The sequence below is a fragment of the Rhizobium sp. B230/85 genome (genome assembly GCF_019355735.1).
GTDB classification, from domain to species: domain Bacteria; phylum Pseudomonadota; class Alphaproteobacteria; order Rhizobiales; family Rhizobiaceae; genus Rhizobium; species Rhizobium rhododendri.
In genome coordinates this window covers 609,709-635,204 of the sequence record NZ_CP072156.1, presented here as the reverse complement: position 1 = coordinate 635,204, position 25,496 = coordinate 609,709, and the positions used below count along the sequence as shown (strand labels likewise).

At 60.3% G+C, this 25,496-nt stretch carries 23 protein-coding genes; 13 read left to right on the top strand and 10 right to left on the bottom strand.

The features are described 5' to 3' along the window. Positions 1-325: 325 nt before the first annotated feature. The 4 genes from rpsU to J5289_RS02965 form a co-directional block, all read right to left on the bottom strand. Positions 326-595: a 30S ribosomal protein S21 gene (rpsU, locus tag J5289_RS02980; protein ID WP_142830190.1), complete on the bottom strand. Its 270-nt coding sequence runs from the start codon at positions 593-595 to the stop codon at positions 326-328. A 318-nt stretch (positions 596-913) separates the two neighbouring features. Beyond that, a complete protein-coding gene (locus J5289_RS02975) occupies positions 914-1,873 on the bottom strand; it encodes a cation diffusion facilitator family transporter (RefSeq protein ID WP_209182421.1) in 960 nt (319 codons plus the stop codon). 73 nt (positions 1,874-1,946) lie between these two features. Further along, positions 1,947-3,047, bottom strand: coding sequence for an ROK family protein (locus J5289_RS02970; RefSeq protein WP_209182420.1), 1,101 nt, complete (start codon positions 3,045-3,047; stop codon positions 1,947-1,949). Between the two features lie 123 nt (positions 3,048-3,170). After that, on the bottom strand, positions 3,171-4,004 hold the full coding sequence (locus tag J5289_RS02965; RefSeq protein WP_142830184.1) for a helix-turn-helix domain-containing protein: 834 nt from the start codon (positions 4,002-4,004) through the stop codon (positions 3,171-3,173). Between the two features lie 211 nt (positions 4,005-4,215). Between J5289_RS02965 and J5289_RS02960 the strand changes: the two genes are divergently transcribed. The 6 genes from J5289_RS02960 (at position 4,216) to J5289_RS02935 (ending at position 10,709) form a co-directional block, all read left to right on the top strand. Beyond that, entirely contained in the window at positions 4,216-5,181 is a 966-nt protein-coding gene (locus tag J5289_RS02960; RefSeq protein ID WP_224128625.1) for a fatty acid desaturase, read from the top strand. Between the two features lie 150 nt (positions 5,182-5,331). Then, a complete protein-coding gene (locus J5289_RS02955) occupies positions 5,332-5,895 on the top strand; it encodes a DapH/DapD/GlmU-related protein (RefSeq protein ID WP_142830180.1) in 564 nt (187 codons plus the stop codon). 155 nt (positions 5,896-6,050) lie between these two features. After that, positions 6,051-7,106 carry an LLM class flavin-dependent oxidoreductase gene (locus J5289_RS02950; RefSeq protein ID WP_209182419.1) on the top strand — a complete coding sequence of 352 codons (1,056 nt, stop codon included), beginning with the start codon at positions 6,051-6,053 and terminating at the stop codon, positions 7,104-7,106. A 13-nt stretch (positions 7,107-7,119) separates the two neighbouring features. Beyond that, entirely contained in the window at positions 7,120-7,923 is an 804-nt protein-coding gene (locus tag J5289_RS02945) for an SHOCT domain-containing protein (protein WP_143123042.1), read from the top strand. Positions 7,924-7,991: 68 nt separating this feature from the next. Continuing rightward, a complete protein-coding gene (locus J5289_RS02940; protein WP_209206839.1) occupies positions 7,992-9,362 on the top strand; it encodes an amidase in 1,371 nt (456 codons plus the stop codon). Between the two features lie 117 nt (positions 9,363-9,479). Further along, complete coding sequence (locus J5289_RS02935; protein WP_374108569.1) at positions 9,480-10,709, top strand: adenylate/guanylate cyclase domain-containing protein; 1,230 nt, start codon at positions 9,480-9,482, stop codon at positions 10,707-10,709. Here the strand turns inward: J5289_RS02935 and J5289_RS02930 are convergent. From J5289_RS02930 to J5289_RS02915, 4 genes are all read right to left on the bottom strand, one after another. Beyond that, the gene (locus J5289_RS02930; protein ID WP_209182417.1) at positions 10,706-12,322 is read right to left on the bottom strand and encodes a GMC family oxidoreductase; all 1,617 of its coding nucleotides are present in this window, start codon (positions 12,320-12,322) and stop codon (positions 10,706-10,708) included. The genes J5289_RS02935 and J5289_RS02930 overlap by 4 nt on opposite strands. An 18-nt stretch (positions 12,323-12,340) precedes the next feature. Beyond that, positions 12,341-13,558, bottom strand: a complete 1,218-nt coding sequence (locus J5289_RS02925; RefSeq protein WP_142830171.1) for a mandelate racemase/muconate lactonizing enzyme family protein — start codon at positions 13,556-13,558, stop codon at positions 12,341-12,343. Between the two features lie 40 nt (positions 13,559-13,598). Next, positions 13,599-15,023 (bottom strand): aldehyde dehydrogenase family protein, encoded by a 1,425-nt coding sequence (locus J5289_RS02920; RefSeq protein WP_209182450.1) that lies wholly within the window; start codon positions 15,021-15,023, stop codon positions 13,599-13,601. 135 nt (positions 15,024-15,158) lie between these two features. Next, on the bottom strand, positions 15,159-16,067 hold the full coding sequence (locus J5289_RS02915; protein WP_142830167.1) for a LysR substrate-binding domain-containing protein: 909 nt from the start codon (positions 16,065-16,067) through the stop codon (positions 15,159-15,161). Positions 16,068-16,290: 223 nt separating this feature from the next. Between J5289_RS02915 and J5289_RS02910 the strand changes: the two genes are divergently transcribed. The 7 genes from J5289_RS02910 to J5289_RS02880 all read left to right on the top strand — a co-directional run bounded on the left by J5289_RS02910 (position 16,291) and on the right by J5289_RS02880 (position 23,540). Continuing rightward, complete coding sequence (locus J5289_RS02910; protein ID WP_142830165.1) at positions 16,291-17,424, top strand: aminomethyltransferase family protein; 1,134 nt, start codon at positions 16,291-16,293, stop codon at positions 17,422-17,424. 12 nt (positions 17,425-17,436) lie between these two features. Then, positions 17,437-18,042, top strand: a complete 606-nt coding sequence (locus J5289_RS02905; RefSeq protein ID WP_209182416.1) for a dimethylamine monooxygenase subunit DmmA family protein — start codon at positions 17,437-17,439, stop codon at positions 18,040-18,042. Then, positions 18,039-19,004, top strand: coding sequence for a PDR/VanB family oxidoreductase (locus tag J5289_RS02900; RefSeq protein ID WP_209206841.1), 966 nt, complete (start codon positions 18,039-18,041; stop codon positions 19,002-19,004). The genes J5289_RS02905 and J5289_RS02900 overlap by 4 nt, the downstream gene beginning before the upstream one ends. Positions 19,005-19,025: 21 nt before the next feature. Then, positions 19,026-20,066 carry a DUF3445 domain-containing protein gene (locus tag J5289_RS02895; protein ID WP_209182414.1) on the top strand — a complete coding sequence of 347 codons (1,041 nt, stop codon included), beginning with the start codon at positions 19,026-19,028 and terminating at the stop codon, positions 20,064-20,066. Between the two features lie 45 nt (positions 20,067-20,111). Beyond that, a complete protein-coding gene (locus tag J5289_RS02890) occupies positions 20,112-21,449 on the top strand; it encodes an NAD(P)-binding domain-containing protein (protein WP_209182413.1) in 1,338 nt (445 codons plus the stop codon). A gap of 193 nt (positions 21,450-21,642) precedes the next feature. Continuing rightward, entirely contained in the window at positions 21,643-21,918 is a 276-nt protein-coding gene (locus J5289_RS02885) for a hypothetical protein (RefSeq protein WP_209182412.1), read from the top strand. A gap of 104 nt (positions 21,919-22,022) precedes the next feature. After that, positions 22,023-23,540: a sensor histidine kinase gene (locus J5289_RS02880; protein ID WP_209182411.1), complete on the top strand. Its 1,518-nt coding sequence runs from the start codon at positions 22,023-22,025 to the stop codon at positions 23,538-23,540. A 27-nt stretch (positions 23,541-23,567) separates the two neighbouring features. Here J5289_RS02880 and J5289_RS02875 read toward each other — a convergent pair whose 3' ends face one another. Together J5289_RS02875 and J5289_RS02870 are read right to left on the bottom strand one after the other, a co-directional pair. Beyond that, the gene (locus tag J5289_RS02875; RefSeq protein WP_111216008.1) at positions 23,568-23,891 is read right to left on the bottom strand and encodes a hypothetical protein; all 324 of its coding nucleotides are present in this window, start codon (positions 23,889-23,891) and stop codon (positions 23,568-23,570) included. A gap of 142 nt (positions 23,892-24,033) precedes the next feature. Beyond that, on the bottom strand, positions 24,034-25,482 hold the full coding sequence (locus J5289_RS02870; protein WP_209187293.1) for an MFS transporter: 1,449 nt from the start codon (positions 25,480-25,482) through the stop codon (positions 24,034-24,036). Positions 25,483-25,496: the final 14 nt, after the last annotated feature.

Below are 25,496 nucleotides of genomic sequence, written 5' to 3'. Positions count from 1 at the left end.
TCTGTTGTGCCTGGGTGACCTATCGGAAGGATAGTCTGGCGGGTCGAAAACCTCTGACACTGCGATCACCCACGCAGCCAAGGCCGACGGTTATTTCTCGACAGCAAATACGACTTGTCCGAGGCGCCTCCTCCACGGAAAAGACCTACTATCTCGTAAAGGCGAAGGCAAGCGAAACGCAGAAAAACGCTTGTCGCGCGCACGACAAGCGTCTCAATTCTATTGGCAAAAGGAAGAAGGACGTCAACGACTGGGTTCGTGCCCGACGCATAGCTGCACAGAGGTGCAAACCGTTCAGTCGGGCCGAGATCCAATCGTCAGGCAATTAAGCCTTGTTGGCGCCAGCGCCGGCTTCGCCGCCGCGTGTGTATACAGCCTTCTTAGGACCTGGGATCAGGCCTTCGCGCTGCAGCTTCTTGCGGGCAAGCTTGCGGTGACGTGCAATACCTTCAGCCTTTTCGCGAGCGCGCTTTTCCGATGGCTTTTCGTAAGCCATGCGTGCCTTGATTTCGCGGAAGAGACCTTCGCGCTGCATTCTCTTCTTGAGGACGCGGAGAGCCTGATCGACGTTGTTGTCTCTAACTAGAACTTGCAAACTTCTATCCTTTTGATGACATTCGCGGTCGCTGCTGGCGCGTGACCTGCGCTTGTTTATTCGCATTCGGCAGCAGATCGGCATGCGAAAGGAAATATTCCCTATTTCGCAAGGCCGCTGCGCTGTCGTAATTCTCGGCCGGCCCTTTCAATAAAGGTCGGCGACGACGCGTCATATACTGACGCGATCGCTTTGCCAACGGCGTCCTATCATATCATGGCGTTTTCGCCATAGAAAAAAGCAGCTGAGGCGAATTTTTGCGTCATTGCGCCAGCCGGGGCCACTCGATGGGACCCACATGATAACCGTCAGGCGCCTTTAGATGTGTTGGTGCGGCGTATTTTCAAGGGAACAACGGTCAAGTTCGGGCTGGAAAGTCGCGTGGCCAATACCGAAGCGACGCTGCAGGCCCTTGGCCGCCTCCTCCAGCACCTCGTCGCCGGGATGGCCGGCAGGCGTGACGAGATGGCAGGTGAGCGCCGTATCGGTCGTGCTCAGCGACCAGACATGCAGGTCGTGTACGGAAGCCACGCCGGGCAGCTTGCTCAAGAACGCGCGGACCTCGACCATGTCGATGCCAGCAGGAACGGCATTCAATGTCATGGTGATCGAGCCGGTAAGCAGGCTCCAAGTGCCGACGATAATGACGATATTAATCGCCACGCTCATGACGGGATCTATCCAGTGCCAGCCGGTCAGGAGGATCAGCAGTCCGCCGATCACCACGCCGAGCGAAACCAGGGCATCCGCTGCCATATGCATGAAGGCGCCGCGGACATTGAGATCGCCGCCGCCGGAGGAGAACAACCAGGCGCAGAAGCCGTTAATCGCAATTCCGCAGGCTGCGACGATCATCACCGTCTTTCCGGCGACAGGCTGCGGCTCGAATATACGGCCGATCGCCTCCCAGCTGAGACCGCCGACCACGACAAGCAGGAAGACTGCGTTGAAAAGCGCGGCAAGGATGGAGCTGCCGCCGAGCCCGAATGTGAAACGCTGGGTGGGATTGCGCTTGGCAAGAATAACCGCCGCCCAGGCGACGCAGAGCCCGAGCGCATCGGAAAGATTGTGCCCGGCATCGGCCAGCAACGACACAGAATTGCTGGCGATACCGTAGATTACTTCGACCAGCACGAAGGCGATATTCAAGCCGACGCCTATCGCAAATGCCTTGCCGAAGTTTGCCGGCGCATGACTGTGGCCGAGGCCTGAGGCATGCGAATGGCTGTCGTGCGCGTGACCATGGGAGTGGTCGTGGTCATGATGATCATGCGCCATTGATATGTCTCTCTAAGCCAATGTCCAAAGAATGGCGCCGCAGTCTGATAGTTCTCTGACCTTCTGTCTAACGTCAAGTCTTGCTTTTGTCAGAATTTTCCTTCGGCGCCTTGTTGGTAAAGCGCGCATTTCCGAGCCCAGTGCCGATGGTCACCACACCCCATTTTTTTGTATCCTGCATGAAAGGCGTTTGCGAAAGACCCTGCACGACGGCGTCGTTGTGGATAACCACCAGAGTATCGTGGCTGCCGATCTGCGGGATAGCCTTGGTCAGGGCCTCGCCCAGATTGAATTTCTCGCTCTCCCAGTTGCCGCCGGGGAGGTTCTGCCCGCCACGCGCAATGGAGCCGTCACTTTCTATAACCCCTGGGCACGCAATGCCAATCACGGGCGCCAGTGTAAGGTTGGCCTTTTCAGCCTTCCTGATGAGACTTTCCAGCATGCGGGCCAACCTCTCAACCGTGGCACTGCGCTTCGGTGCCTCGTCGGCGTGCCGCCAGAGGTCGAACTTCCAGACACTGGCCCTGGATAAATCCGCATGCTCCTTGAGACGCATTTCCACGATGCCGGCCCGGATGTTGGTGCCGCCGATATCGACCGCGAGGATCGCATCATAGCCTTCGAGCATCCATCCCGGCATCAGGTGCGCAGCGCCTATCAGACCGGCTTCGTCAGGGTGGTGGGCGATCGGGGTGAGCTCGACCTTGAAACCCTCACTTTTCAGCAGCACCATGGCGCGGGCAATCGCCAGTTCGCCGAAGCCGCTCTCCTTGAGGCCGCCACCGACGACGATCCGCTCGGTACCCTTCCAGCTATCTTGTTTCAAGAACTTCCCGAGCACATGGCCGAGTTCGCCAGCAAAGTCCTCGACGGCGCCCATGACCAGCGCAGCTGCTTCCTTGTTGTCTCCAGTCAGCAATGCGTCGATCTGCTTCTTCGACATGTCTTTCGTTGCGACATCGCCGAGCGGGTCATCCCCACCGTTGCGGATGCGCTGGCGCCACTCGTTGAGCTTTGCCTGGAAAGCGGACTTGCTAGCCCGGTCGCCGATAAAGCCGTTCTTGTCGCGCAACTCTAGATTATAGCCGTCGATCGTCACCGAGGGCAGGCTCGCCGACCCGTGGGTGATCAGGGTTGCGTTGTCGCGGCTTGCGTCGTTCTGCTTCTTTTCCATAGGGCTCCAATCCGAAGTCAGACATCGGCTCCATACAACCGGAGAGACCCGTCTGACCAGAGCGAGGACAACGCAAGAGAGACGCGGATGTTCCTGTCCACTACCGCACCGGGAAGCACTTGCTCATACCACCGTGAGCAAGCGGATATAGGCGGCTACTTCATGCGCATGGATCCTGGTATCGCGGACGAGATCGTCGAAATGCCGCTGCATCATGCGGACCGAATCGACATTGTGCAGGACGAGATACATCCGCCCGACGAATACCGCTGCCCGCAGGGAGCCGAAGACGGTGTAGGGCACCGAAAAGCGGGCCCGACCGTCGAAAAGAAACAGCCGGAATGATGGATAAAGATCGTCGATAAGGTCTGCCATATGCAGCAATTGCCCCTGACGCGCAGCCTTCGGAAGCCCCTGCCAGATGCCTTGCCCAGCGGCAAAAGCCTCCAGCGTCTGCAGCGGCATGCAGGACTCCATGTCGGTGCCGGGCTCGCGATTGTAATCCAGCCGGAACGCCGTTCCCGCCACCTGCGTCGCGGCGCTCTGGTGCGCCTCCGACGCCTCATAGGCAATAACTTCGGGTGTCCGCAGGAGATCGGGAATGCGAGCCGGCACATAGCGGATTTTAGAGCCGGTGGCCTCGGCATGCCATTTGATCAGGAGCCCCGCCCCTTCGTCGTCGCTGGTCTCAATTTCGAGGCTTGGCAGAAGCGCGCCCATCAGGCCCTCGTCCTGCGAAATGCCGAGCAGCCAGTCCAGCGAAACCTGATGGCGCTCGGCGATGCTCAGCAGGGTTTCCACCCTTGGAAGCCGGGCGGTTTTCCCCGACAGCAATTGCGATAATGCCGACCGGTCGATGCCGACATTATCCGCGAACGCCGATTGGCTCTCCTGGGAGCGGTCGAAAAGCAAGCGGAGACGCTGCTGAAACAGGACTGCCAGCTTGCGTTTATCCATCATATCGTTCCGTTTGGTGACAATTATCACCATCATGGCAATTCCGTGCGCAATGTCAACGCATCGTCACCATTATCGCGTTGCACAAAATGCAACTTGCGCGGAAGCTGATACGGGGGCAACGAATCGCAGCGAGATCAAGGGCATGATCATAAAATTGAGAACTGGTGAGCGTTCAAAGCGGCGAAACCGGCGACTTAGGATCGAGTGGGTGACACTCGGAATGATTGCAGGTTGCTACCTCATATGGTTTGCTGCCGGCATGATGTACCAGTCACTGCCGTGGATAGGGGTCCTCGCGATTCCCGTCATGGCGACATTTCATTCGTCACTGCAGCACGAAGCTCTTCACGGTCACCCGACGCGCAATGCGCTAATAAACGAGGCCCTGGTTTTCCTTCCGATCGCGCTGTTCTATCCCTTCAGGCGCTACAAGAACCTGCACCTGCGACACCACGCAGACGAGCGACTGACGGATCCCTACGACGATCCGGAGAGCTATTATCGGGGGCTGACTGAGTGGAAAAGATTTCCCGCCTGGTTGAAGAGCATGCTCCACGCCAACAACGCGCTGCTTGGCCGGGTGCTGATCGGACCCGCGATCGGGGTTATCGGCTTCGCTCTGACAGAAATCAAACTCCTCTCGGCAGGCAGCAGGGCGCAGCGTCTCGCCTGGGTGCTGCACCTGGCAGGCCTGGTACCGGTTCTGACGATTGTTCATTTCCTGTTCGGCATGCCGCTTTGGCTCTATGGGCTGCTGGCCTATGCCTCGCTGTCGATCCTCGCCATCCGCTCCTATTGCGAGCACCAGTGGTCGGAACATCCGGACGGCCGGACCGTGATCATCGAAAAATCCGTTCTCGGGCTACTGTTCCTCAACAACAACCTCCATCTGGTGCACCACAAGCAACCAACGGCGGCATGGTATAGATTGCCGCGCCTCTACCGCGAACGGCGCGAGGAATGGCGGCAGATGAACGACGGCTATGTATATTCCAGCTATCTCGAGGTGCTGAAAGCCTTCGGCCTCAGGCGCAAGGAGCCTGTGCTGCATCCCACAGCACACCTCGTTAACACGCCGGACGGGTCTTCCTCGCTTGGATCAGCCGAACAGCGACGTTCGCTTGCCACTTGGCCAAGCGTAACTGCGGCCGATCCCAGCCTCTCGATCCGGTAGCGGACCCGCCAGCAGCAGACTTGCGCATCGCCAACCCGATCACCATCTGCACCGCACGCTCCGTGGTCAACCTTCGGAAACCCCCGAGCCGAAAGGCCGACACAATCTTGCCCTAGTGCAATCCTGTCGGGAAGTTTCAAAGGGTTTCGCATGCGCAATTTGGCATTCTTCTACAGGCTCAAGGCGCTGTTCTCGCGCGGTTCGCTTTTTCTGGCGGCTGACATTCGGTTGCCATGGACTGCGAAAATCATCTGGAAACACGGTGCGGTTTCAGTCGGCACCCATAGTGCCATCAGGGACGGAGTGATCCTCGATGCCCAGCACGGCAGCATCGAGATCGGCAACAATGTCTCCTTTAACGACTATACAATCGTTCTTGGCCACGGTGGGGTGCATATCGGCCATGATGTGAGAATTGCCGCGCAGGTGCTGATTACGTCTTTCGAGCACAATTTCGACGATCCGACGCGCCCGATCAGGACGCAAGGCAATACCAACAAGGCCGTCATCATCGAAGACGACGTATGGATCGGCGCGGGTGCCAAGATTCTCGCCGGGGCCCATATCGCCAAGGGTTGCGTGATCGGCGCCAATGCAGTGGTCAAGGGCAAGACATTGCCATTTGGCGTCTACGGCGGCGTTCCGGCAAGGCTATTGAAGATGCGGGGCGGCGAACGACTGGCACAAAACGTCTCTCTCATCAGCCGCAAGTAAACCAGAACTCCGCCGTCTAGATTTTACGATGCGCGGCCAATGCCTGCATCCGGCGCCTTGTCTCGACCCGGTGTCGCCTCCATATGTGATATAGCAAGCCTGCCTTGCGATCGGCCAACGATCGCCGGATTGCGTCTCAAACCAGGAGCAGCGCCATGACCGCCTTGTCCATTCTCGATCTTGTCCGCGTCACCGAGGACACAGATGCCCGCGGCGCTCTCGACAACGCGCGCGATCTCGCAGCGCATGCCGAGACGTGGGGCTATGAGCGCTTCTGGGTTGCCGAGCACCACAACATGATCGGTATCGCCAGTGCAGCCACGTCCGTCGTAATTGGCCACATCGCTGCTGGCAGCAAGACCATCCGGGTCGGCGCCGGGGGCATCATGCTTCCCAACCACTCGCCCTACGTCATCGCCGAACAATTCGGCACGCTCGCCCGGCTGTTTCCAGGCCGCATCGACCTCGGCCTCGGGCGCGCACCCGGCACAGACCAGATGACACTGCGCGCCCTGCGACGCACCAACGAGGCGTCCGAAAACTTCCCACAGGATGTGCTCGAGCTGCAGGCCTTTCTTGCGCCCGCCGGTGATAACCAGCGGATACAGGCAGTACCGGCGGCGGGCACCAACGTCCCGCTGTGGATTCTCGGCTCAAGCAATTTCGGCGCGATGCTCGCTGCAGAATTCGGCCTTCCCTATGCCTTCGCCTCGCATTTTGCGCCTGACATGCTGATGCAGGCCCTGCAGATCTATCGCACCCGCTTCAAGCCATCGGAACAGCTTGCAACGCCGCACGCCATGGTGGGCGTGAACATCATCGGCGCCGAGACGGATGCCGAGGCAAAGCGTCTGGCAACAACGCAACAGATGTCGTTCACAAACATGTTTCGCGGAACGCGTGGCCTCAGCCAACCGCCGATCGACGATATCGAGACTTACTGGTCGCCGAGGGAGAAGGCGCAGGCTATGCAGATGCTGGGCCGGTCGATCGTCGGCTCTCCCGAAACTGTCCGCGCGGGCCTACAGAAGCTGGTGGCCGAGACCGGTGCGGATGAACTGATGATCGTCTCTGATATCTTCGACCATAAGGCACGCCTGCGCTCCTACGAGATAATTGCCGAAGCCGGAAAGGGTCTGGCTGCCGAGCCGCTCGCTGGCAGCGGCAGCGCCTTTCGCGAGCAGAGATACGCCTCCGCAGCATCGCTCTAGGAGGCGCGTCTTGATGAAGCTGACCGAAGAGGGAAACCGCGCCCTGGCCGACATCGCCGGGCGCCATGGCATCAGCCGAGGCGCAGCCGAACATCTGTTGGCTGCGGTCGTGTCTGGCGGAGGGTATCAGGCACAGTTCAACCATCCGGAACTCGGCGGCATGGGGCAATGGTCTACGGGCGGCATGACGATGATCGGCGACATGTTCAACAACCGCCTCAAGGCCCAGGTGGCCGATGTCTGCCGCGACCTTGCCGAACTCAGCCGCGACGGCAGGCTTCAACAACCCGACGTCGCGCATGTTTCGCAACAGGGCCAGACCCACCCGGACCACGCGGGCAATCAGTCATCTACGGGCGGCGGGCATTGGTGGCCGCACGGGCTCGGCGCCGCCGGCTCGACCGGGTCGCAGAACGATATGCGTTACGCAATATTTCCCGCAACCAACCGGCTTGCGATCCGCAAGGACGGTCAGGTGACGATCTACGACACCGGCGATCACCGGATTACCGGCTTTTCCCAGCAGCAGGGCTACGACCAGTCCCTCTCATTTACCTCCCAACACGGGCCGGTGAGCGTCAAGGAGCTACAGGAAGTTCACGCGGGCGGAGAGATTGAAGCAGGCGTCTCGAAATCGGCTTCTGAACCTGCACCGTCAACTGGTCCGGCCCCGCAGCAATCCACCGATGCGCTTTCGGTTTCTCCGGAGCACGACATATTCACCAAGATCGAGCGCCTGGCAGCGCTTCATGCCAAAGGCATTCTGGGTGACGAGGAATTCCACGCCAAGAAACGCGAACTGCTCGACCGCCTGTGAAAACCCCTCTAGTTTGACAGCTGACAATTTGCTGCCCCAATCGGCAAGCCCAGCCTCGAGGATAGATCATGAGCGATGCCACTGCCGGAAAATCCGTGTCCCAGTTGTCTGCGCTGCTGCAAGCCGGTGTGCTTGACCCGCAGACACTCGTCGAGCAGACGTTCGATGCGATCCGAACCTACCCGGACCAGGCGATCTTTGTCAGCCTGAGCGAGGCCCGGGCCAAGGCAGAGGCCGCCGCCGCCTCGCGTCGCATCCGCGAAGGTCGCTCGCTCGGCCTGCTCGACGGCGTACCTATTGCCTGGAAGGATCTGTTTGCCGTCGAAGGCCTTGCAACCACTGCTGGCTCAGTCGTGTTGAAAGATGCTTCCCCCGAGACTAATGACGCCGATGTCGTCACGGCACTTGCCGCAGCCGGGATAGTCAGTGTCGGCCGCGTCAACATGAGCGAGTTTGCCTTTTCCGGCCTCGGCATCAATCCGCATTACGGCACTCCTTACAACCCGGCATCGAGAGACGTTCCGCGCCTGCCCGGAGGTTCGTCATCCGGTTCCGCAGTGGCGGTAGCAGCAGGGCTCGTGCCCGTTGCGATAGGCACCGACACTGGCGGCTCCATCCGCATTCCGGCCGCTTTCAACGGCATCGTCGGCTACAAGGCGACACGCGGGCGATATTCGATGAAGGGCGTCTTTCCCCTGGCAACGAGCCTGGATTCGCTCGGCCCTCTCTGCCGCACAGTCCAGGACGCAGTCTGGATCGATGCAGCGATGCGCGGTCTGACAGCACCTATAATCACGCGCGGGTCGATCGACGGGCTGGTGTTGATCGTTCCGGAAACAGTCGTCTTCGACGGCATTGAGGATGGAGTTCTGGCGGCGTTCGAGGCCGCACTGGCGCGGCTGGTCAAGGCGGGCGCCGTCGTCAGGCGCCAGGCTTTCCCGATCTTTTCGGAGATTTTCGATCTGCAGCAGCAGCATGGCCCGTTAGTCACCGCGGAGGCCTTCGCACTGCACCGTCACCGCCTAGCGGGAGCCGACACCGACCGTATGGACCGCCGCGTCGTTGCGCGCGCCCGTCTCGGTGCCAATATCAGCATGACCGGCTATATCGACCTGCTCAGTGCCCGCGAGAGGCTGATTGCCGCAATGGCGGCTCTGGTCGGACCGAAGGATATCCTCGTTTTCCCGACGCTTCCGCATGTTGCGCCACCCATCGCATCTGTTCTCAATGACGACGATCTGTTTTTCCAGACGAACGGCAAGACGTTGCGCAATACGCTGATCGGCAATTTTCTGGATGGCTGCGGCATTTCCATTCCCTGCGGGACGGGCGATGCCGGCATGCCCGTGGGGCTGCTTCTCTCGGGCATGCCGCGCACAGACGATCACCTGTTAGGCGTCGGTCTTGCAGCGGAAGCCCTTGTGCGCGAAGAAGGATAGGGCCGCTTTCGTTCAGCCGGCTTTTCAATTGCATGTGCAAAGTCCACACTGGACAGTAAATCGATGCGGCTTTGCTCCATGTGGGCATGCAAGCCAATGACCCAATGGAGTGCCGCCATGTCATCGCCGCAAAACGCTGGTCTCGATTCGAAGCCGCCGGCCGGCCACCTTTCGCTCGCGCATGGGAAAATACTCGAATGGCTGATTATGGAGACCCGGACGCAGCCCTACATCGATAATATCTTTGTCGAGATGTGCGATCGGCTGGTGGCGGAGGGTGTGCCGGTGGCCCGCGCGACCCTGCATTTCAGCACCCGCAATCCGCAATGGCTGGGCGCCCGCATCCTCTGGGAGACCGGCATGACCGAAGCGGAAATCCGGACTTTCGACTATGGCGTCGAATTGACTACGCAATATCTCGGTAGCCCGATGTATGCCATCAGTGAAGGTGCCGACCAGGCGCGCCAGCTGCTGGAGGGCAAGGATGGTAAGGGCGTCTGGCATCCGATCTACGACGATCTGAAGCTGGAGGGATACACAGAGTACGTGGCCTGGCCGATCGACCACACGCACGGAAAACGTCACGTCACAAGCTTTGCGACCAAAAAGCCCGGCGGCTTCAGCGACGCCGACATCGCCGTGCTCAAAGGTCTTATACCGGTGCTGGCGCTTGTAAGCGAAATCCGGTTGAAAAATCGCCTGGCGCGGACGCTGCTCGAGACCTATGTCGGTCCGCATGCCAGCGAGCAAATCCTGGCGGGTGCCACCACGCGGGGCAGCGGCGTCACCGTCGGTGCGGCGATCATGATCTGCGATCTCAGGGATTTCACCAAACTCTCCGATATCTGGCCGCGCGACGATGTGATCGAGCTACTCAATGGCTATTTCGACGCCATGTCCGAGCCCATCGAGAAGTTTGGGGGCGAAATTCTCAAATTCATGGGTGACGGGCTGCTGGCAATCTTTCCGCTGAGCAACCCCGACGCCTGCCGCAACCTCATGCGGGCTATTGCGGAAGCGCAATCCGCCATGACGGCGCTCAACGTCCACAATATGGCACGCGGCTATGAAGCCCTTGGCTACGGCATCGGGGTCCATGTCGGCGATGTCATGTATGGCAATATCGGCTCCAAACGGCGTCTCGATTTCACCGTGATCGGGCCAGCCGTCAACGTCGCCTCGCGGTTGGAAAGCCTGACCAAGGAAATCAAACGCCCTGTCCTGTTGTCGCGCGCCTTCGTGGAGATGGCTAGCTGCTCTGGCGTGCTGGAGAACCTCGGCTCCTATCCGCTGCGCGGTCTGGGCGATCCCATCGACGTGTTCGCCTTCTCGACGGCCTGCGTCTAGCCTCGGATATCCTCAAGAATCATGGCGGCTCCCTTTTCTGCCACCATCATCGTCGGCGCGTTGATATTGCCGGCGGTGATCGTCGGGAAAATCGAGGCATCGACAACCCGCAGGCCCCTGAGGCCGTGCACCCGCAGACGCGCATCGACCACCGATCTATCGCTATCCGGCCCCATCGCGCAGGTGCCACAGGGGTGATAGATAGAGCCGCTATTGGCGCGGAAATAGGCGAGCAGATCCGCATCGCTATCGACAGCTGCCGACGGCGAGATTTCCGTTTCGGTGATCTCGGAAAAGGACGGCGCCGAGGCTATGCGACGCACAAGGCGGCTGCCCTGCAGGACTTCGGCGACGTCGCGCTCCGTCGACAGGTAGTTCGGCTGGATCAGAGGCGCCCTCGAGGGATCGTTAGAGGCGATCTGCACCTTCCCCCGGCTGGTGGGGCGGCAGGCGTTGAAGGCAATCAGGAAGCCCGGATAGGGCTCCGGCATGAGCCCAGACTTGGAATTGGCAGGAATCCGATAAGAAAGCGGATTGAAATAGAGCTGAATGTTGGGCTTCTCCTCGTGCGGACTGCCACGAAAGAAACCGCCCGCCTGATTGACGCTCATGGCGAAGGGGCCTTTGCGCGTCAGAACATAGCGCAGACCGAGTGCCGCCTGGCCGAATTTACTGCCGAAGACGCCGTTCAGCGTCGGGCGGTTGGCGCGATAGTAGAAGCTGGCGCAGAGATGGTCCTGCAGGTTTGCTCCGACCCCCGGCAGATGATGCCGCATCTGAATTCCGAGTTGCGTCAAGGAAGCGGCGTCGCCAACGCCCGACATCTGCAAGAGCTTCGGGCTATCGATGGCGCCGGCCGCAAGGATCACCTCCCGGCGGGCCATGAAACGTCGAGACCGACCGTTCTGCACCACTTCGACGCCCTCGACCTTTCCATCGGCATCGAAGAGCAGCCGCTGTGCAAAGGCATGGCGCTCGATCGTCAGGTTCGGTCGTCTCAGGGCGGGACGCAGATATTCAGCGCTGGAGTGGGAACGCTGGCCGTTGCGGGTGTTGATGTCGTAGACACCGGCGCCTTCGATCGAAGCGCCGTTGAAATCCGGGTTGGCGGGCAAATTCACTTCGCCGCAGGCTTTGAGAAAGGCATCGCTGATCCCGTGGGTCATTCCGCGCATCGGCGTGACGTGGATCGGTCCTTCGCCTCCATGCCACCGGGACGCCCCCTGTGCGTGGGTTTCCAGCTTGCGGAAATAGGGGAGCACGTCACTTGCGCCCCAGCCGGGATTGCCTGCCGCCTGCCAGTCGTCGAAATCGGCTGCAGCGCCACGCACGAAGATCATGGCGTTGATCGAGCCGGAGCCCCCTTGCACCTTGCCGCGCGGGACATAGATCCGGCGTCCATTCAGTTCGGGCTCCGGTTCCGTCGAATACATCCAGTTGACATCGGGATTGTAGAAGCTCTTGGCGTAACCGACGGGGATCTTGAACCAGAAGGAATCATCCTTGCCGCCTGCCTCGATGAGCAGCACGCTATACTTTCCGTTTTCGCTGAGGCGGCTAGCCAGGATGCAGCCGGCCGAACCCGCGCCGACGATGACGAAGTCGTAGATCATGGTTTGTCTCTATCGTGATCAGCCACGGGCGGGGGCAAAGGCTTTGATATCGGCGGGTTCGGCAGCCATCTGCAAATGCAGACGGTCGCCAGTGTAGGGCGAATGACGCTCGATCACGTCGAGATCGAGCTCGATGCCAAGGCCGGGCTCGCGCGACGGAATGAGATAGCCGTCATCGAACTGCAGCTTGGTCTTCAGCACCTCGGCGTGGAAGCCGCCGAAATCCATGATCGCCTCGTGAATGAGGAAATTCGGGGTGGCCGCCGATAGCTGGATACTGGCGGCAGCACCAACGGGACCGTTGTAGAGATGCGGAGCGATCTGTGCGTAATAGGCCTCTGCCATGCCGGCGATCTTCTTGGCTTCCAACAATCCGCCGACGCGTGCCACGTTCATCTGCAGGATAGAGGCCGCACCCAGCTGCAGGACGCGCTGAAACTCATACTTCGTGGTCAAGCGCTCGCCGGTCGAAATCGGGATCGACGTGGCACGGGCCACTTCCGCCATCGCGGCCTCCTGGCCGGGCGGCACCGGCTCCTCGAACCATAGCGGATCGTATTTCTCCAGCCGCCGGGCAAGGCGGATGGCGGAGGATGGCACCATCTGGCCATGGGTTCCGAACAGGATGTCGGCGCTGTCGCCGACGGCTTCCCGGATCCTTGCGCAAAAAGTCTCGCAACGAGCCATGACGCCCATGGACAACTGATGGCCCGAATAGTTGGTGTAGGGGCCGGCCGGATCGAATTTGACAGCCGTGAAGCCCTGGTCGACCATGTCCACGGCGCATTCGGCAGCAAGATCGGGGTCGTTGAAATCGAACTCGCCGGCGGCGTTCTTCGGATAGAGATAGGTATAGGCCCGCAGCTTCTCGTTGACCGTGCCGCCCAGTAGATCGGACACCGGGCGACCCGCCGCCTTGCCGATGATATCCCAGCAGGCGATTTCGAGGCCTGAGACGATGCCCATCATCGTCGGGTCCGGCCGCTGGGTGAAACCGCTGGAATAGGCCGCCCGCCAGAAACGCTCGATACGGTGGGGATCGTGATCCAGCAGATAGCGCTGGAAGACGTCGTCGATCAGCGGAACCATGGCCGAGGGGTGGAAGGACGTCGCGTAGATCTCGCCGACGCCCTCGATGCCGCACGCCGTCTCGAGCCGGACGAAAATCCAGTACATGCCGCCGACATGGGGCGGCGGTACGGCAACGATATGGGTCTTGAGCGAGGCGATCTTCATGGCGGTTTCCTCAACGATCCAGCGCCGGGATGGCGCGGCGTCAGTGCTTCAGGATGACGAGGCGGGTCTGGGTGAATTCGAGCATGCCGTGCTTGCCGTCGTCGCCGCCAAGGCCGGATTTCTTCCAGCCGGCGTGGTAGCCCTGATAGGGATCGGCCGGGAACCGATTGATATAAAGTTCGCCGGCTTCGATCTCGCCTGCCGCCTGCATCACCTTGCGGTAGTTCTCGGTGAACAATACCGATGAAAGACCGAACTGGTGATCGCTGGCCAACGCAAGCGCTTGTTCGAAGGTCTCATATCTGAGCACCGCCAGAACCGGGCCGAAAACCTCGTCGCGGACGATTTCCATTTGCTGGGTGCATCCAGACAGCAGTGTCGCAGGATAAAAGAAGCCCGGGCCTTCCGGCAGCACGCCACCCGTCTCCAGCGTCGCGCCCTCGACCTGCGCCCGTTCGACCATTGCATGTAGTTTTTCACGGGCGGCGGCTGTCGCCAGCGGCCCGATTGAGCCGGCATCGACGGCGCGATTGCCGAAGCTGCGGGCCGCAAAACCCACGCGCAGCTTTTCAAGAAGTGCGTCGTACACCGACGCATGGATATAGAGCCGCTCGGCCGCAGTGCAGATCTGGCCGCAATGGGCGGTCTTGGCGGCGATGATCGCAGCTGCCACAGCGTCGAGATCGGCATCAGGTTCGACGATGACAGGTGTCTTGCCACCGAGCTCCAGAGACGGTTTGGCGATATTGGTCTTGCAGAAATCGAGCACCGCCTGGCCAGCAGCGACGCTGCCGGTCAGTGTGATCATGCCGACGGCAGGCTGGGTGCAGAGCGTCCGGCAGACATCATGGCTCATGGCCATGATGTTGACCAGGCCGGGCGGCAGGTCGGCGTCAAGTATCGCGTCGGCAAACGCAAAGGCGGAGGTCGGCGTGGTGTTGCTGGGGCGAACAACCACGGCGTTTCCGGTGATCAGCGCGGGCGCTATCTTGCGCACCAGCGTGTAGATCGGAAAATTGAACGGGATAAGGCAGGCGACGACACCGATCGGCTCGCGCTTCAGCAGCAGGGTCTCGTTGGGCGTATCGCTTTCGATGATCTCGCCTTCGACGCGGCGCGCCCACTCGGCGTGGTAGCGCATAAGCTCGGCACCGTAGATCGCCTCGCCGGTCGCATCGGCAAGACTTTTGCCGGATTCGCGTGCCAGGGCTTCGCCGATCTGCCTTGCGTGTTTCTCGATCGCATCGGCCAGACGGCGCAGGGCGTCGCCGCGCTGGATCGCCGGCAAGACCCGCCACAGCTTCTGTGCTACCGCTGCCTGTGCAACGGCATCGACGACAGTCTCTTCGTCGGCTTCGGCTACAGCTGCAAAAACGGCGCCATCGGCAGGATTGCGGACCTCGATCCGCGAGGCCGTCGCCGGCTCGCAAAATTGGCCCCCGATGAAATTGCGGTAGTGCTGCATCTTCAGTCCCCGATATCGCGACAAAGCGTCGGAGGTCGACGCCATCCTCGCCATTCGACCGGCAGGTTAGGACGCGCGCAAGCGTGTTATTGTCGGGCAAAGCATTCCAAAATGGAATGCTTCCAACGGCAACAGTCAGACCCTGGCGCCAGTCAGCGAGAGTTCGTCGAACAGCCACTGCCTGAAGGCCTTGAGATGGTTGCCTCCGGCGACGCCTGCCCTCTCGACAAGCCAGTAGGATTCATGGCCCTCGATCTCGACATCGGACAATTGCACGAGCCTGCCGTCTGCGAGATATTCGCCGACCATGAAGCGATCAACCACGGCGACGCCGAGGCCGTTGCAGGCGGCTTCGATCACCAGATCCAGCAAATCGAATTCGAGGCCGCCGCTCGTGTCGATATCCGCAAGGCCTGCGGCATCCAGCCAGTGCTGCCAGGTCATATAGCGCCGGTCTGGGGAGGCGAGGACGTGCAGAAAGGTGAGGCCGGAGAAGTCCATGGGGGACGTGTCGCGCCGCCCGTTCAGCAATGTCGGTGCGCAGACGGCGATATGGCGTTCGGTCATCAGGAGATGGGCATTCAGCATCGGCCACTCGCCATCGCCGAAGCGGATCGCGCAGTCGAGCAGACTGCGCTCGGCAAGGCTGTCGCGCAGTTCCGTGCCGATGCTGATCCCGACGTCCGGAAGTGCCACGCGCAACCGTCCCATCCGCGGCATCAGCCAACGCTTGGCAAAGGTCGGTGGCACATTGATGCGCAGACGATTGCCGGCGCTCTTGTCGACGATGCCGCGCACGGCCAGTTCGACGCTGTGAAAGGCATGCTGCAGGGTGGAAAACAGCGCAACGCCCGCCGGCGTCAGTTCCAGGTCATGATGACGCCGGATGAGGAGCGGTTCGCCGAGTTGGTCCTCCAGGTTTCGCACCTGGCGGCTGACGGCGCTCTGGGTGAGATTGAGCCTTGCGGCCGCTTTGGTGAAACTGCGCGTCTGGCCTACGACCTCGAACACCTTCATGGCGGACAATGCCGGCAGTTTGCGCATGCGCTCGTTCCCATCCAATCCGCGATCAATCCTCCATAGCACTTTATGCCAGCCAAAAAAGTTGAGATCGCCTGAGCGCGACAGCAATCCGCCAGCAGGTGGTTCCCCGCCACAGCTCGAACATTGTCTCGCGCGGTGTCCAGATTACGCTTGCCGTTCGCCTTCACACACATATAATCAGGAATAATTATTTCCACATAGTGAAATATCGAAGGGGACTGGCATGGCTTTGAGTTGGCGATTTTCTGCGCTCGCGGACCGGCATAGGGCGCTCGGATCCAAGCTCGAGGACTGGAGCGGCATGGGAACCGCCTGGACCTACGACAAGGATATCTACGAGGAACACATCGCCATCCGCACAAAGGCGGGCCTCATGGATGTGTCGGGACTGAAGAAGGTCCACCTCGTCGGTCCGCACGCGATTGCAGTGCTAGAATACATCACCACCCGCGACATGAGCAAAATCTATCCGGGCCGCTCGGTCTATGCCTGCATGCTCAACGATCGCGGCCATTTCACAGACGACTGTATCGTCTATCGCACCGGCCCGAACTCCTGGATGCTGGTGCACGGTTCGGGAACCGGTCACGAAGAGATCACGAAACAGGCCGCAGGCCGCAATTGCGCTGTGCTGTTCGACGACGACCTCCACGACCTGTCGCTGCAGGGGCCGCTTGCCGTCGACTACCTGTCGAAATATGTGCCGGGCATCCGCGAGCTCAAATACTTCCACCACATGCAGACGACGCTGTTCGGGGCGCCCGTGATGATCTCTCGCACCGGCTATACAGGCGAGCGGGGCTATGAGCTTTTCGTTCGCGGACAGGATGCCGGGATGATCTGGGACCGGATCGTCGACGAGGGCAAGGAGATGGGCATCATCCCCTGCTGCTTTAGTGTTCTCGACATGCTGCGTGTCGAAAGCTACCTGCTGTTCTTCCCCTACGACAATTCGCAGATGTACCCGTTCGACAACGAGCAGCCGGGCGACAGCCTGTGGGAGCTGGGGCTCGATTTCACCGTCAGCCCCGGCAAGGTGGGGTTTCGAGGCGCCGAGGAGCATGCGCGTCTCAAGGGCAAGGAGAGGTTCAAGATTTTCGGCCTGCTGGTCGATGCAGATGGCCCGACCGATCTCGGCGACGAGGTCTGGGCCGACGGTCGCAAGGTCGGGGTCATAACCTGCCCCAGCTATTCCAAGCTGACCAACCGATCCATGGCGATCATGCGCGTCGAAGTGCCTTACGCGTCGCAAGGCGTCAAGCTCGAGGTCAAGGGCAAGACTGTCAATGCGCCGGCGATTGCCCACACCATCACCTTCGACGATCCGGAGAAAAAGAAGCGGACGGCGAAAGATTGAGGGGCAAGCCCGATGCTGGTTGCAGGGATCAAGAGCAGACCGGAATATAAGGGGCTCGACATCGACCCCCATGCGAAGCGCCACCTCTTTGTGCTTGAGGGCGAAGGCGCATTGGCTCTTCTCGATCGCGCCGGGAGCGATGGCGGCGCATTTCTACCGAGGGCCGAAATCCTTTATCTGCCGGGTGGCTCGGCTGGCCAGAGCCACGTCGCCGATCTCGCAGCACTTGGCGCCGATATCACCTGGACGGCCGCCGGCCTGCAGCCGCTGCTGGGGCGTCTTCGCGTCTGCCTCGACAATGCGACCATGGGGATGCGGATCTACATCGCCGGGACCGAAGGCTTTATCGGCCAGGCGATCCAGGTGACCCTCGATTTCGGCGTCGACTTCAACTCGCTGAGGACGGAGCATCGGGGATCGCTGGCCCGGCGTGTGCAGTGCGTCCATTGCAAGGGCGTGACCGACAACGTCACCACGACACCCTTCGTCTGCTCGCACTGCGGCCTGAAGCTTCTCGTTCGCGACCATTATTCGCGACGGCTCGGCGCTTTCCAAGGCGTCAACGTCGATGCCGAAGAGCCGGGCACTGCGCCGGAGCCGGAGGAGATTTTCCTGTGAGCATCAATACAGAGATGACCGTCCGAGTGACGGCTGTGACCCAAGTGGCGGCAGCGGTCAAAACCTTCCGACTGGCGCGGCCCGACGGCGCCCCTTTGCCGGTGTTTTCGGGCGGTTCGCATATCGTCGTCTCGATGAACGACGGCGAGCAGCTGCGGCGCAATCCCTATTCGCTGATGTCGTCACCGGACGATACATCGGGGTATGAAATAAGCGTGCTGCGGGTAGCCAATTCGCGCGGCGGCTCGGCGTTTCTCCACGACAGGCTTCGTGTAGGCGACCAGCTCACGATCAGCCAGCCGGTCAACCTCTTTCCCGTCGATCATCGCGGCCGCAAGCATATCCTGTTTGCCGGCGGCATCGGCATCACGCCGTTTCTGGCGATGATGGAGCAGTTTACGCGCGATGACGCCGCCTTCGAACTGCACTATGCCATGCGCTCCCGCGAACACGGTGCCTACTGGCAGCAACTGCTTGAGCGCTACGGACCACGCAAGGTCAAACTCTACTTCGACGACAAGAAAAGACTCATTCCGGTGGAGACGATCGTCGATAACCAGCCTCTCGGCACGCATCTCTATGTCTGCGGACCCTCCGGCATGATCGACGGTGTGCTGCTGACGGCGCTGGAGGCCGGCTGGCCGAAGGAAAACCTGCATGCGGAACGCTTTCTTGCACCTCCTGCCGGCCTGCCGTTCCAGGTGATGCTGGCGAAGGCGGATCGGGCGATCACGGTCGGTGAGCATCAGAGCATCCTCGAGGCGGTGGAGGCTGCTGGCTGCGAGGCGCCCTACATGTGCCGCGGCGGGGCCTGCGGGCAGTGCGAAACCGTCGTCCTCTCCAGCGATGGCGAACTCGAGCACAACGACGTCTACCTCTCGGACGCGGAAAAGGCCGAGGGGCGGAAAATCATGATCTGCGTGTCGCGCTTCAAGGGCCAGCAACTGTTGCTTCAACTTTAGCCTCGAGGAAGGATCGGACGGATGACCATCAAGTTCAGGCAGGAAACATTCCGGGACGATTTCACCTTTCGCAACAGCCCGGAAAACATTCGCCGATTTCCATTTCCCTTCGACCGGGACGCCTACATGTACGCGGTCAACATGGAACCGCACGTGCGAGGGCCGGCCAATAGCGTCTTTGAAAACCTGATCGACGTCGACGAACATTACGTCGCCGAGATGCATGACCGGGCGCTGGTGCTGAAGGAGGATCCGCTGCGGTGCCAGGCACTGCCGCATATGATGACGGCCCAGTGGGATACGCTGGAACTGATCATGGAGCACCAGGCCTCCGATTATCCGGAGCATTTCTCCCTCACCAAAGACGGTGACAAGTGGCGCTGGATAAATCGGCCGCTCGGCATCGATGACAGCTTCACCTTCGGCGATGCCTCGACCCTCCCCTATCAGCCGATGGAATATATCACCCGCCAGGCGCAGGGCGATTTCTGCATTGTCGATCAGCGCGACGGCAATCTCTGGATGGATGCCGGCATGGTCACGACGCAGGCCGACTGGTCGCTCGATTTCGACATCGGCATGAACTTCATGGAATGGCATGGCCCGGTGCCGCTGGCCCACCAGATCGGCGTCTTCGAGCGGGCGCTGAAGTTCCTCCTGAACCTGCAGCAGGGCAAGCCGACGCGGCGGCTGAACTGGACGATGACGGTCAACCCGCGCCTCGACACCAGCCCGGAGAATTACCACAAATGGGGGCCTGACCGCCTGACGGTCACGCCGGAAAACGTCGGCTGGAAAATGCATCTTCGCGTCGAGCTGCAGAGCCTCTGGCGCCTGCCCCGCTCCAACGCAATCCTGTTCGTGATTCGCTGCTATCTCATCAGCCTCGATGAACTGGTCACCGTGCCTAAATGGGCACGCCGCCTGCCGCGTGTGCTGGCGAGCCTGCCGCCCGAGATCATCGACTACAAGGGTCTGACGCGCAATCGCCCGATCATGATCGACTGGCTCAGCACCTACGATGACGGAGCGCCGACCAGCCCCGGCATTTTTCCGGACTGACCGGCCGATCATACCAAGCAGATCAATAAAAACGAGGGAACTGACATGACGAGAGTTGCCGTGATCGGCGCCGGACCATCGGGACTGGCGCAACTGAGAGCGTTCCAGTCGGCCGCAGCGAAAGGCGCAGAAATCCCCGAAGTCGTCTGCTTCGAGAAGCAAGCGGATTGGGGCGGCTTGTGGAATTACACCTGGCGCACCGGGCTCGACGAATATGGCGAACCGGTGCACGGCAGCATGTACCGCTATCTATGGTCGAACGGCCCGAAGGAATGCCTGGAGTTTGCCGATTATTCCTTCGAGGAACACTTCGGCAAGCCTATCGCCTCATACCCGCCGCGCGCCGTGCTCTGGGACTATATCAAGGGTCGCGTCGAGAAGGCCGGTGTCCGCGACTGGGTGCGTTTCAGCACGCCCGTGCGGATGGTGACCTTCGACGAGGCGAGTAAAAAATTCACGGTGACAGCCCATGACCGCGTCAACGACCGGATGTATGACGAGGTCTTCGACTATGTCGTGGTGGCGTCGGGCCATTTCTCGACGCCTAACGTCCCCTATTTCGAGGGCGTCGCCAGCTTCGGTGGTCGTGTCATGCACGCCCATGACTTTCGCGATGCGCTGGAGTTCAAGGACAAGGATATCCTCATCGTCGGTCGCAGCTATTCGGCCGAGGACATCGGCTCGCAGTGCTGGAAATATGGCGCCAAATCGGTCACCGTCAGCTATCGCAGCAAGCCCATCGGCTTTGCGTGGCCGGAGCGTTTCGAAGAGAGGCCGCTGCTACAGAGGCTGGACGGCAAGACAGCACATTTCAAGGACGGCACCACGAAGGAAGTCGACGCGCTGATCCTATGCACCGGCTACCTTCACCATTTTCCGTTCCTGCCCGACAGCCTGCGCCTGAAGACTGCAAACCGCCTGTGGGCCGACGATCTCTACAACGGCATCGTCTATGAGAAGAACCCGCAACTCTTTTACATAGGCATGCAGGACCAGTTCTACACGTTCAACATGTTCGACGCGCAGGCTTGGTACGCTCGCGACGTTATCCTCGGCCGCATCGCATTGCCGGACGCAGACGGGATGAAAGCGCATTTCGACACATGGCGTGCCCGCGAGGAAGGGCTCGAGGACGCCGAGCAGATGATCTGGTTCCAGGGCGACTACGTCAAGGAGCTGCTTGCCGCCACAGATTACCCCGATTTCGATATCGAGGGCGTCAACCGGACTTTCATGGAATGGGAGCATCACAAGGCAGAAAGCATCATGGGCTTCCGTGACAACGGCTATCGCTCGCTGATGACCGGAAATATGGCCCCGAAGCACCACACGCCCTGGATCGAGGCCATGGACGACAGCCTCGAAGCGTATCTGAGGAACTAGGTTGCCCCACGGAATCCGCTGATTCAGAAAGGGCCAGTATCCAAAATTGGCCCTTCTCTGGTGGCAACTTGACAACCAAAGACGCAGCTTTGGATGCTCGCCTGTTTACTCTTTACTTACCAAGAAAGCAGACCACATCGAACTACCTCAGGATGCAAGCGTTGCATTATTACAGTCTTGAGGAGTGCTCATTATGACTTTGTCAAACCTCCCGTTCATTGGTATCGGTTTCCTCGCCTGCGGGTTCGTCGGCTTCGCGGGCATTGCAATCGCCCTCAACGAGCATTTCGATCTGTTTGCCATTATCCTTTGCTGGTACATCGTCATGATATCCTTCGCCGCATTCGCGCTTCGAAGAGGTGCCCGCCGCCGGTCGATTTTCCGCTTTCTAACCTTGGCGTCTGCCAAGGCGTGGCGTCATCGCCAGGTTGGCAAAGGCGGCCAGAACTTCAAACATGTTTCAACTTAACTTGCTCTTCCAGCCCTGTGACGTCGCGTGTTAGAACGTTCCAGCAAGCGATTTGCACGGGGAGATTTCGCGGAGTGGATGGTCCTGAGCGACGGATAGCTCGGTTGACGTCAAAGTCGGCCGTAGTGCTCGTCAGCCTGTTTCTTGTTGCCGTCCTGAGCCTCTCCGGCCTCATGATCTGGCAAAACTACAAGGCCACGATAGCGGCCGGCGAAGCTCGGGCGCAATCCTCTGCCCACGTGGTTGCCGCTCATCTGCAATGGATGATTGAAGCCAGCGACCAGGCGCTGAGGCGCATCGATGCAAAGCTCGACGAGCAACCGATCGAGTCCAACGCCAATACGATTTCCGACATCTCGCAGGCGGTTGGTGATCTGCCCTCCGGATTTCAATATTCCGTCTACGATCAAAACGGCGCGCTGCGTCTTTCGAGCGTAAGGCAGGCAACGGGCATCACGGTGGCCGACCGCGACTATTTCCAGCAGTTGAAGGCCGGTCGGGAAGTCGTCATTTCCGAGCAGTTGCAGGAGCGGCTGAGTGGGAAGCAGGTTTTCATCATTGCAAGACGCATCGAGCGCAACGGGCAGTTCCACGGCGTGGCGAGCATTGCCATTCCGACCGAGAAGCTTGACGAGTTCTGGAACTCCATGGAACTCGGACCGAAATCGAGCGTCGGCGTGATCCGCTCCGACGGATGGCTGGTGGCGCGCCACCCGACCTTCGACAAGCCGATGGATTTCAGCCAGACTCCGCTTTTCATGGTCCACCTCCCGAAAAGTCCGCAAGGCTATTATCGCAGCGACGCCTCGCCGGTGGATGGCGTGGCGCGGATCGTCGGTTATTGGCATGTGGATGGATGGCCGCTGATCGCCACTGCGGGTATAGATACCGCGCAGACGTTGCAGATGTTCTGGTCAGGCCTCGACACGCAACTCATATTCGGGCTGCCGATCATCCTGATGATCATCGCGAGCGCCATCTGGATTGTCGCCTTGCTGAATGCCTTCGCCGAACGCAACGCCGTTCTCGAGCGGCTGCTGGAGCGCAACCAGTTTCTGTTCCGGGAAATTCATCATCGCGTGAAGAACAACCTGCAGGCCGTATCGGCGCTGATCCGCCTTCAGCCTATCTCCAAGGAGGCGCGCGGCGATATGGAACGGCGGATCGCAGCCATGATTGCGGTTCACGAACAGATCTACCAGACGGACCAGTTCGACCGTGTCGATGTCGCCCCCTATACGGAGCGACTGGTCGGGGAGATCGCCGCCTCCTACGACGCGGCGGTCACGATCGAAACACGGCTTACCTCAATTTCCGTGGACCGTGACCAGGCTCTCCCTATCGGCATGATCATCAACGAGGTGGTCTCAAACGCCTTCAAATACGCCTTTATCGGCCGCTCCGACGGGCATCTCGTTGTGGAACTGGAAAGCGAAAGCGACGGTATGGCAGTTCTGACAGTGCGTGACGATGGGCCCGGCATCGATCCGGAACTGACGCACAAGGGCATGGGCAGCCGGCTGATCACTGGTTTCGTTGCCCAGATCAATGGTACTTTTTCCTATGAGAATGCGAACGGAACCGCATTCACCATGCGCTTTCCGGCAAATCCACTCTCGTGAACCTGAGCGTGCCTCCAGCCACAGGCGTCAGTTAAAGACGGCGCGGTATCCCTGGCTCGAGACGCAGGACATATATTTCATGCGTGCCGCAGCCTCTGCCTGGCTTTCCTGGGCCGGCACCTCGCTTGGCAACACTCCTGGGCCATTCATGCGGGCGCGGTAGGCAAATTCTTCCTTCTGCCGGTCGTAGGCAGCGTCGGCATCGCCAACGCACATGACATGCACCACCCCGGGAAACTGCGCCGGGGTACCGACCGGCAGCAGGAGGGGTTTGCCGATATGATCTACGCAGGCGGACAAGGAGATGGCAACGCTCAAGATGGCGAGCAGACGGTGGTGGCTTTTCATCATGCGTCCAGAGATTTCGGCGTGAACTGATCGGTGGCGGACCCTATCGCCCGCAAGCTTGCCGCAGGCTTGTTCCGAGCGACGGCGCAGCAATTATCATCCGATTATCTGCCTATGCCCCGCAAAGACAGTGCAAGATCGATCGTCACTTGCCCGGCGCCGGTTTCCTGGAAACATTTGCCCCGGCATCAGGAGCGAGACGCCAGCAGTCGACGGTGGCCGATAGCGCCACGAGACCAAGCAGGACGAAGGCAAGGCGAAACTCGATGGCCGGCAGGGCCAGACCCAGCGGAGGTGCCAGGACCTGACCGATGCGAATACCGATGGCACCGAGTGCAATGCCCATGCCCATCGTCAGCTGGAAGGCGGTGCTGAACAGCGTGTTGGCGCCAGTCATCTGCGGCTTGGGAATATCTGCGAAGGCGATAGTATTGAGAGCCGAGAAATGCATCGAGCGGCACATCCCGCCGATAAACAGGACGGGGATGATAAACACCAACGACGATGTCGGCGAGAACAGCGCGCAGGCGGCGATGAAGAGCGCATTGAGCACACCGTTGACCAGCAGCACACGGCGGAAGCCGTATTGTCGCAGGATCGGCGTCGTTGCGGGCTTTATCAGGAGATTGCCGGCAAAGACCGCAAGTGTCATCATCCCCGCCTCGAAGGCGCCAAGCCCGAACCCGACCTGGAACATCAGCGGCAGCAGAAACGGAACCGCGCCGATGGCCATGCGAAACAAAGAACCGCCCCACAACGCGACCGCAAATGTCGGTTTGCTCAGGCCTGAAAAATCGATCAGCGGATGGGCGCTCCGACGGAAATGGACAATTGCCACGGTCAGCAGAATGAGTCCTACCGCCAGATAAGTGCCTGCAGACAGCCATTCCGGCTCTGCGCGTCCAATCAGTTCCAGACCATACATCACAGACGCCAGGCCAAAACCGCTGGCGACGAAGCCGGTCCAGTCGAAGGGCCGCTTCTCCTGATGCTGCCCCTTGGGGATCAGAATCAAGGCAAAGACGAAGGCAAGGATGCCGAGCGGCAGATTGAGGAAGAAGATCCAGCGCCAGCTGGCATGATCGGTGAGGAACCCGCCAAGCGGCGGGCCGAGCACGGGGGCCACCAGCGCAGGCCAGGTAATCGTCGCGATGGCCGAAATCAGCTTTTCTTTCGGCGTGTTATTGAGCACGAGCAACCGGCCCACCGGCACCATCATCGCACCGCCGATACCTTGCAGGATCCGCATGGCAACGAAGGTCCCGATGCCCTCCGCAAATCCGCAGAGAACGGATGCCAGCGTGAAGACGACCACGGCGGATGAGAACACCAGCCGCGCGCCAAATCGGTCGCTGATCCAGCCGCTGATGGGAATGAAGATGCCGAGCGTCAACAGGTAGGCGCTCATGCCGATATTGAGATCGACGGGCCGTACGCCAAAGGACGTGGCCATCTGCGGCAGGGCAGTGGCGATCACCGTGCCATCGAGGTTTTCCATGAAGAACGCGCCGGCGACCAGCAGTGCAAGCAGCAGCGACCGTGCTTTCGGTGCTTCTGCGAGATCGGTCTTTTGCCGCGTCGATACGTCTGCCATTCAACAACTCCGGG

Coding starts and splice junctions, on each gene's coding strand:
- J5289_RS02975 (WP_209182421.1), bottom strand. CDS start 1,873: ATGGCGCATGATCATCATGACCACGACCACTCCCATGGTCACGCGCAC.
- J5289_RS02970 (WP_209182420.1), bottom strand. CDS start 3,047: ATGGAAAAGAAGCAGAACGACGCAAGCCGCGACAACGCAACCCTGATC.
- J5289_RS02965 (WP_142830184.1), bottom strand. CDS start 4,004: ATGGATAAACGCAAGCTGGCAGTCCTGTTTCAGCAGCGTCTCCGCTTG.
- J5289_RS02955 (WP_142830180.1), top strand. CDS start 5,332: ATGCGCAATTTGGCATTCTTCTACAGGCTCAAGGCGCTGTTCTCGCGC.
- J5289_RS02950 (WP_209182419.1), top strand. CDS start 6,051: ATGACCGCCTTGTCCATTCTCGATCTTGTCCGCGTCACCGAGGACACA.
- J5289_RS02945 (WP_143123042.1), top strand. CDS start 7,120: ATGAAGCTGACCGAAGAGGGAAACCGCGCCCTGGCCGACATCGCCGGG.
- J5289_RS02940 (WP_209206839.1), top strand. CDS start 7,992: ATGAGCGATGCCACTGCCGGAAAATCCGTGTCCCAGTTGTCTGCGCTG.
- J5289_RS02935 (WP_374108569.1), top strand. CDS start 9,480: ATGTCATCGCCGCAAAACGCTGGTCTCGATTCGAAGCCGCCGGCCGGC.
- J5289_RS02930 (WP_209182417.1), bottom strand. CDS start 12,322: ATGATCTACGACTTCGTCATCGTCGGCGCGGGTTCGGCCGGCTGCATC.
- J5289_RS02925 (WP_142830171.1), bottom strand. CDS start 13,558: ATGAAGATCGCCTCGCTCAAGACCCATATCGTTGCCGTACCGCCGCCC.
- J5289_RS02920 (WP_209182450.1), bottom strand. CDS start 15,023: ATGCAGCACTACCGCAATTTCATCGGGGGCCAATTTTGCGAGCCGGCG.
- J5289_RS02915 (WP_142830167.1), bottom strand. CDS start 16,067: ATGCGCAAACTGCCGGCATTGTCCGCCATGAAGGTGTTCGAGGTCGTA.
- J5289_RS02910 (WP_142830165.1), top strand. CDS start 16,291: ATGGCTTTGAGTTGGCGATTTTCTGCGCTCGCGGACCGGCATAGGGCG.
- J5289_RS02905 (WP_209182416.1), top strand. CDS start 17,437: ATGCTGGTTGCAGGGATCAAGAGCAGACCGGAATATAAGGGGCTCGAC.
- J5289_RS02895 (WP_209182414.1), top strand. CDS start 19,026: ATGACCATCAAGTTCAGGCAGGAAACATTCCGGGACGATTTCACCTTT.
- J5289_RS02890 (WP_209182413.1), top strand. CDS start 20,112: ATGACGAGAGTTGCCGTGATCGGCGCCGGACCATCGGGACTGGCGCAA.
- J5289_RS02885 (WP_209182412.1), top strand. CDS start 21,643: ATGACTTTGTCAAACCTCCCGTTCATTGGTATCGGTTTCCTCGCCTGC.
- J5289_RS02875 (WP_111216008.1), bottom strand. CDS start 23,891: ATGATGAAAAGCCACCACCGTCTGCTCGCCATCTTGAGCGTTGCCATC.
- J5289_RS02870 (WP_209187293.1), bottom strand. CDS start 25,482: ATGGCAGACGTATCGACGCGGCAAAAGACCGATCTCGCAGAAGCACCG.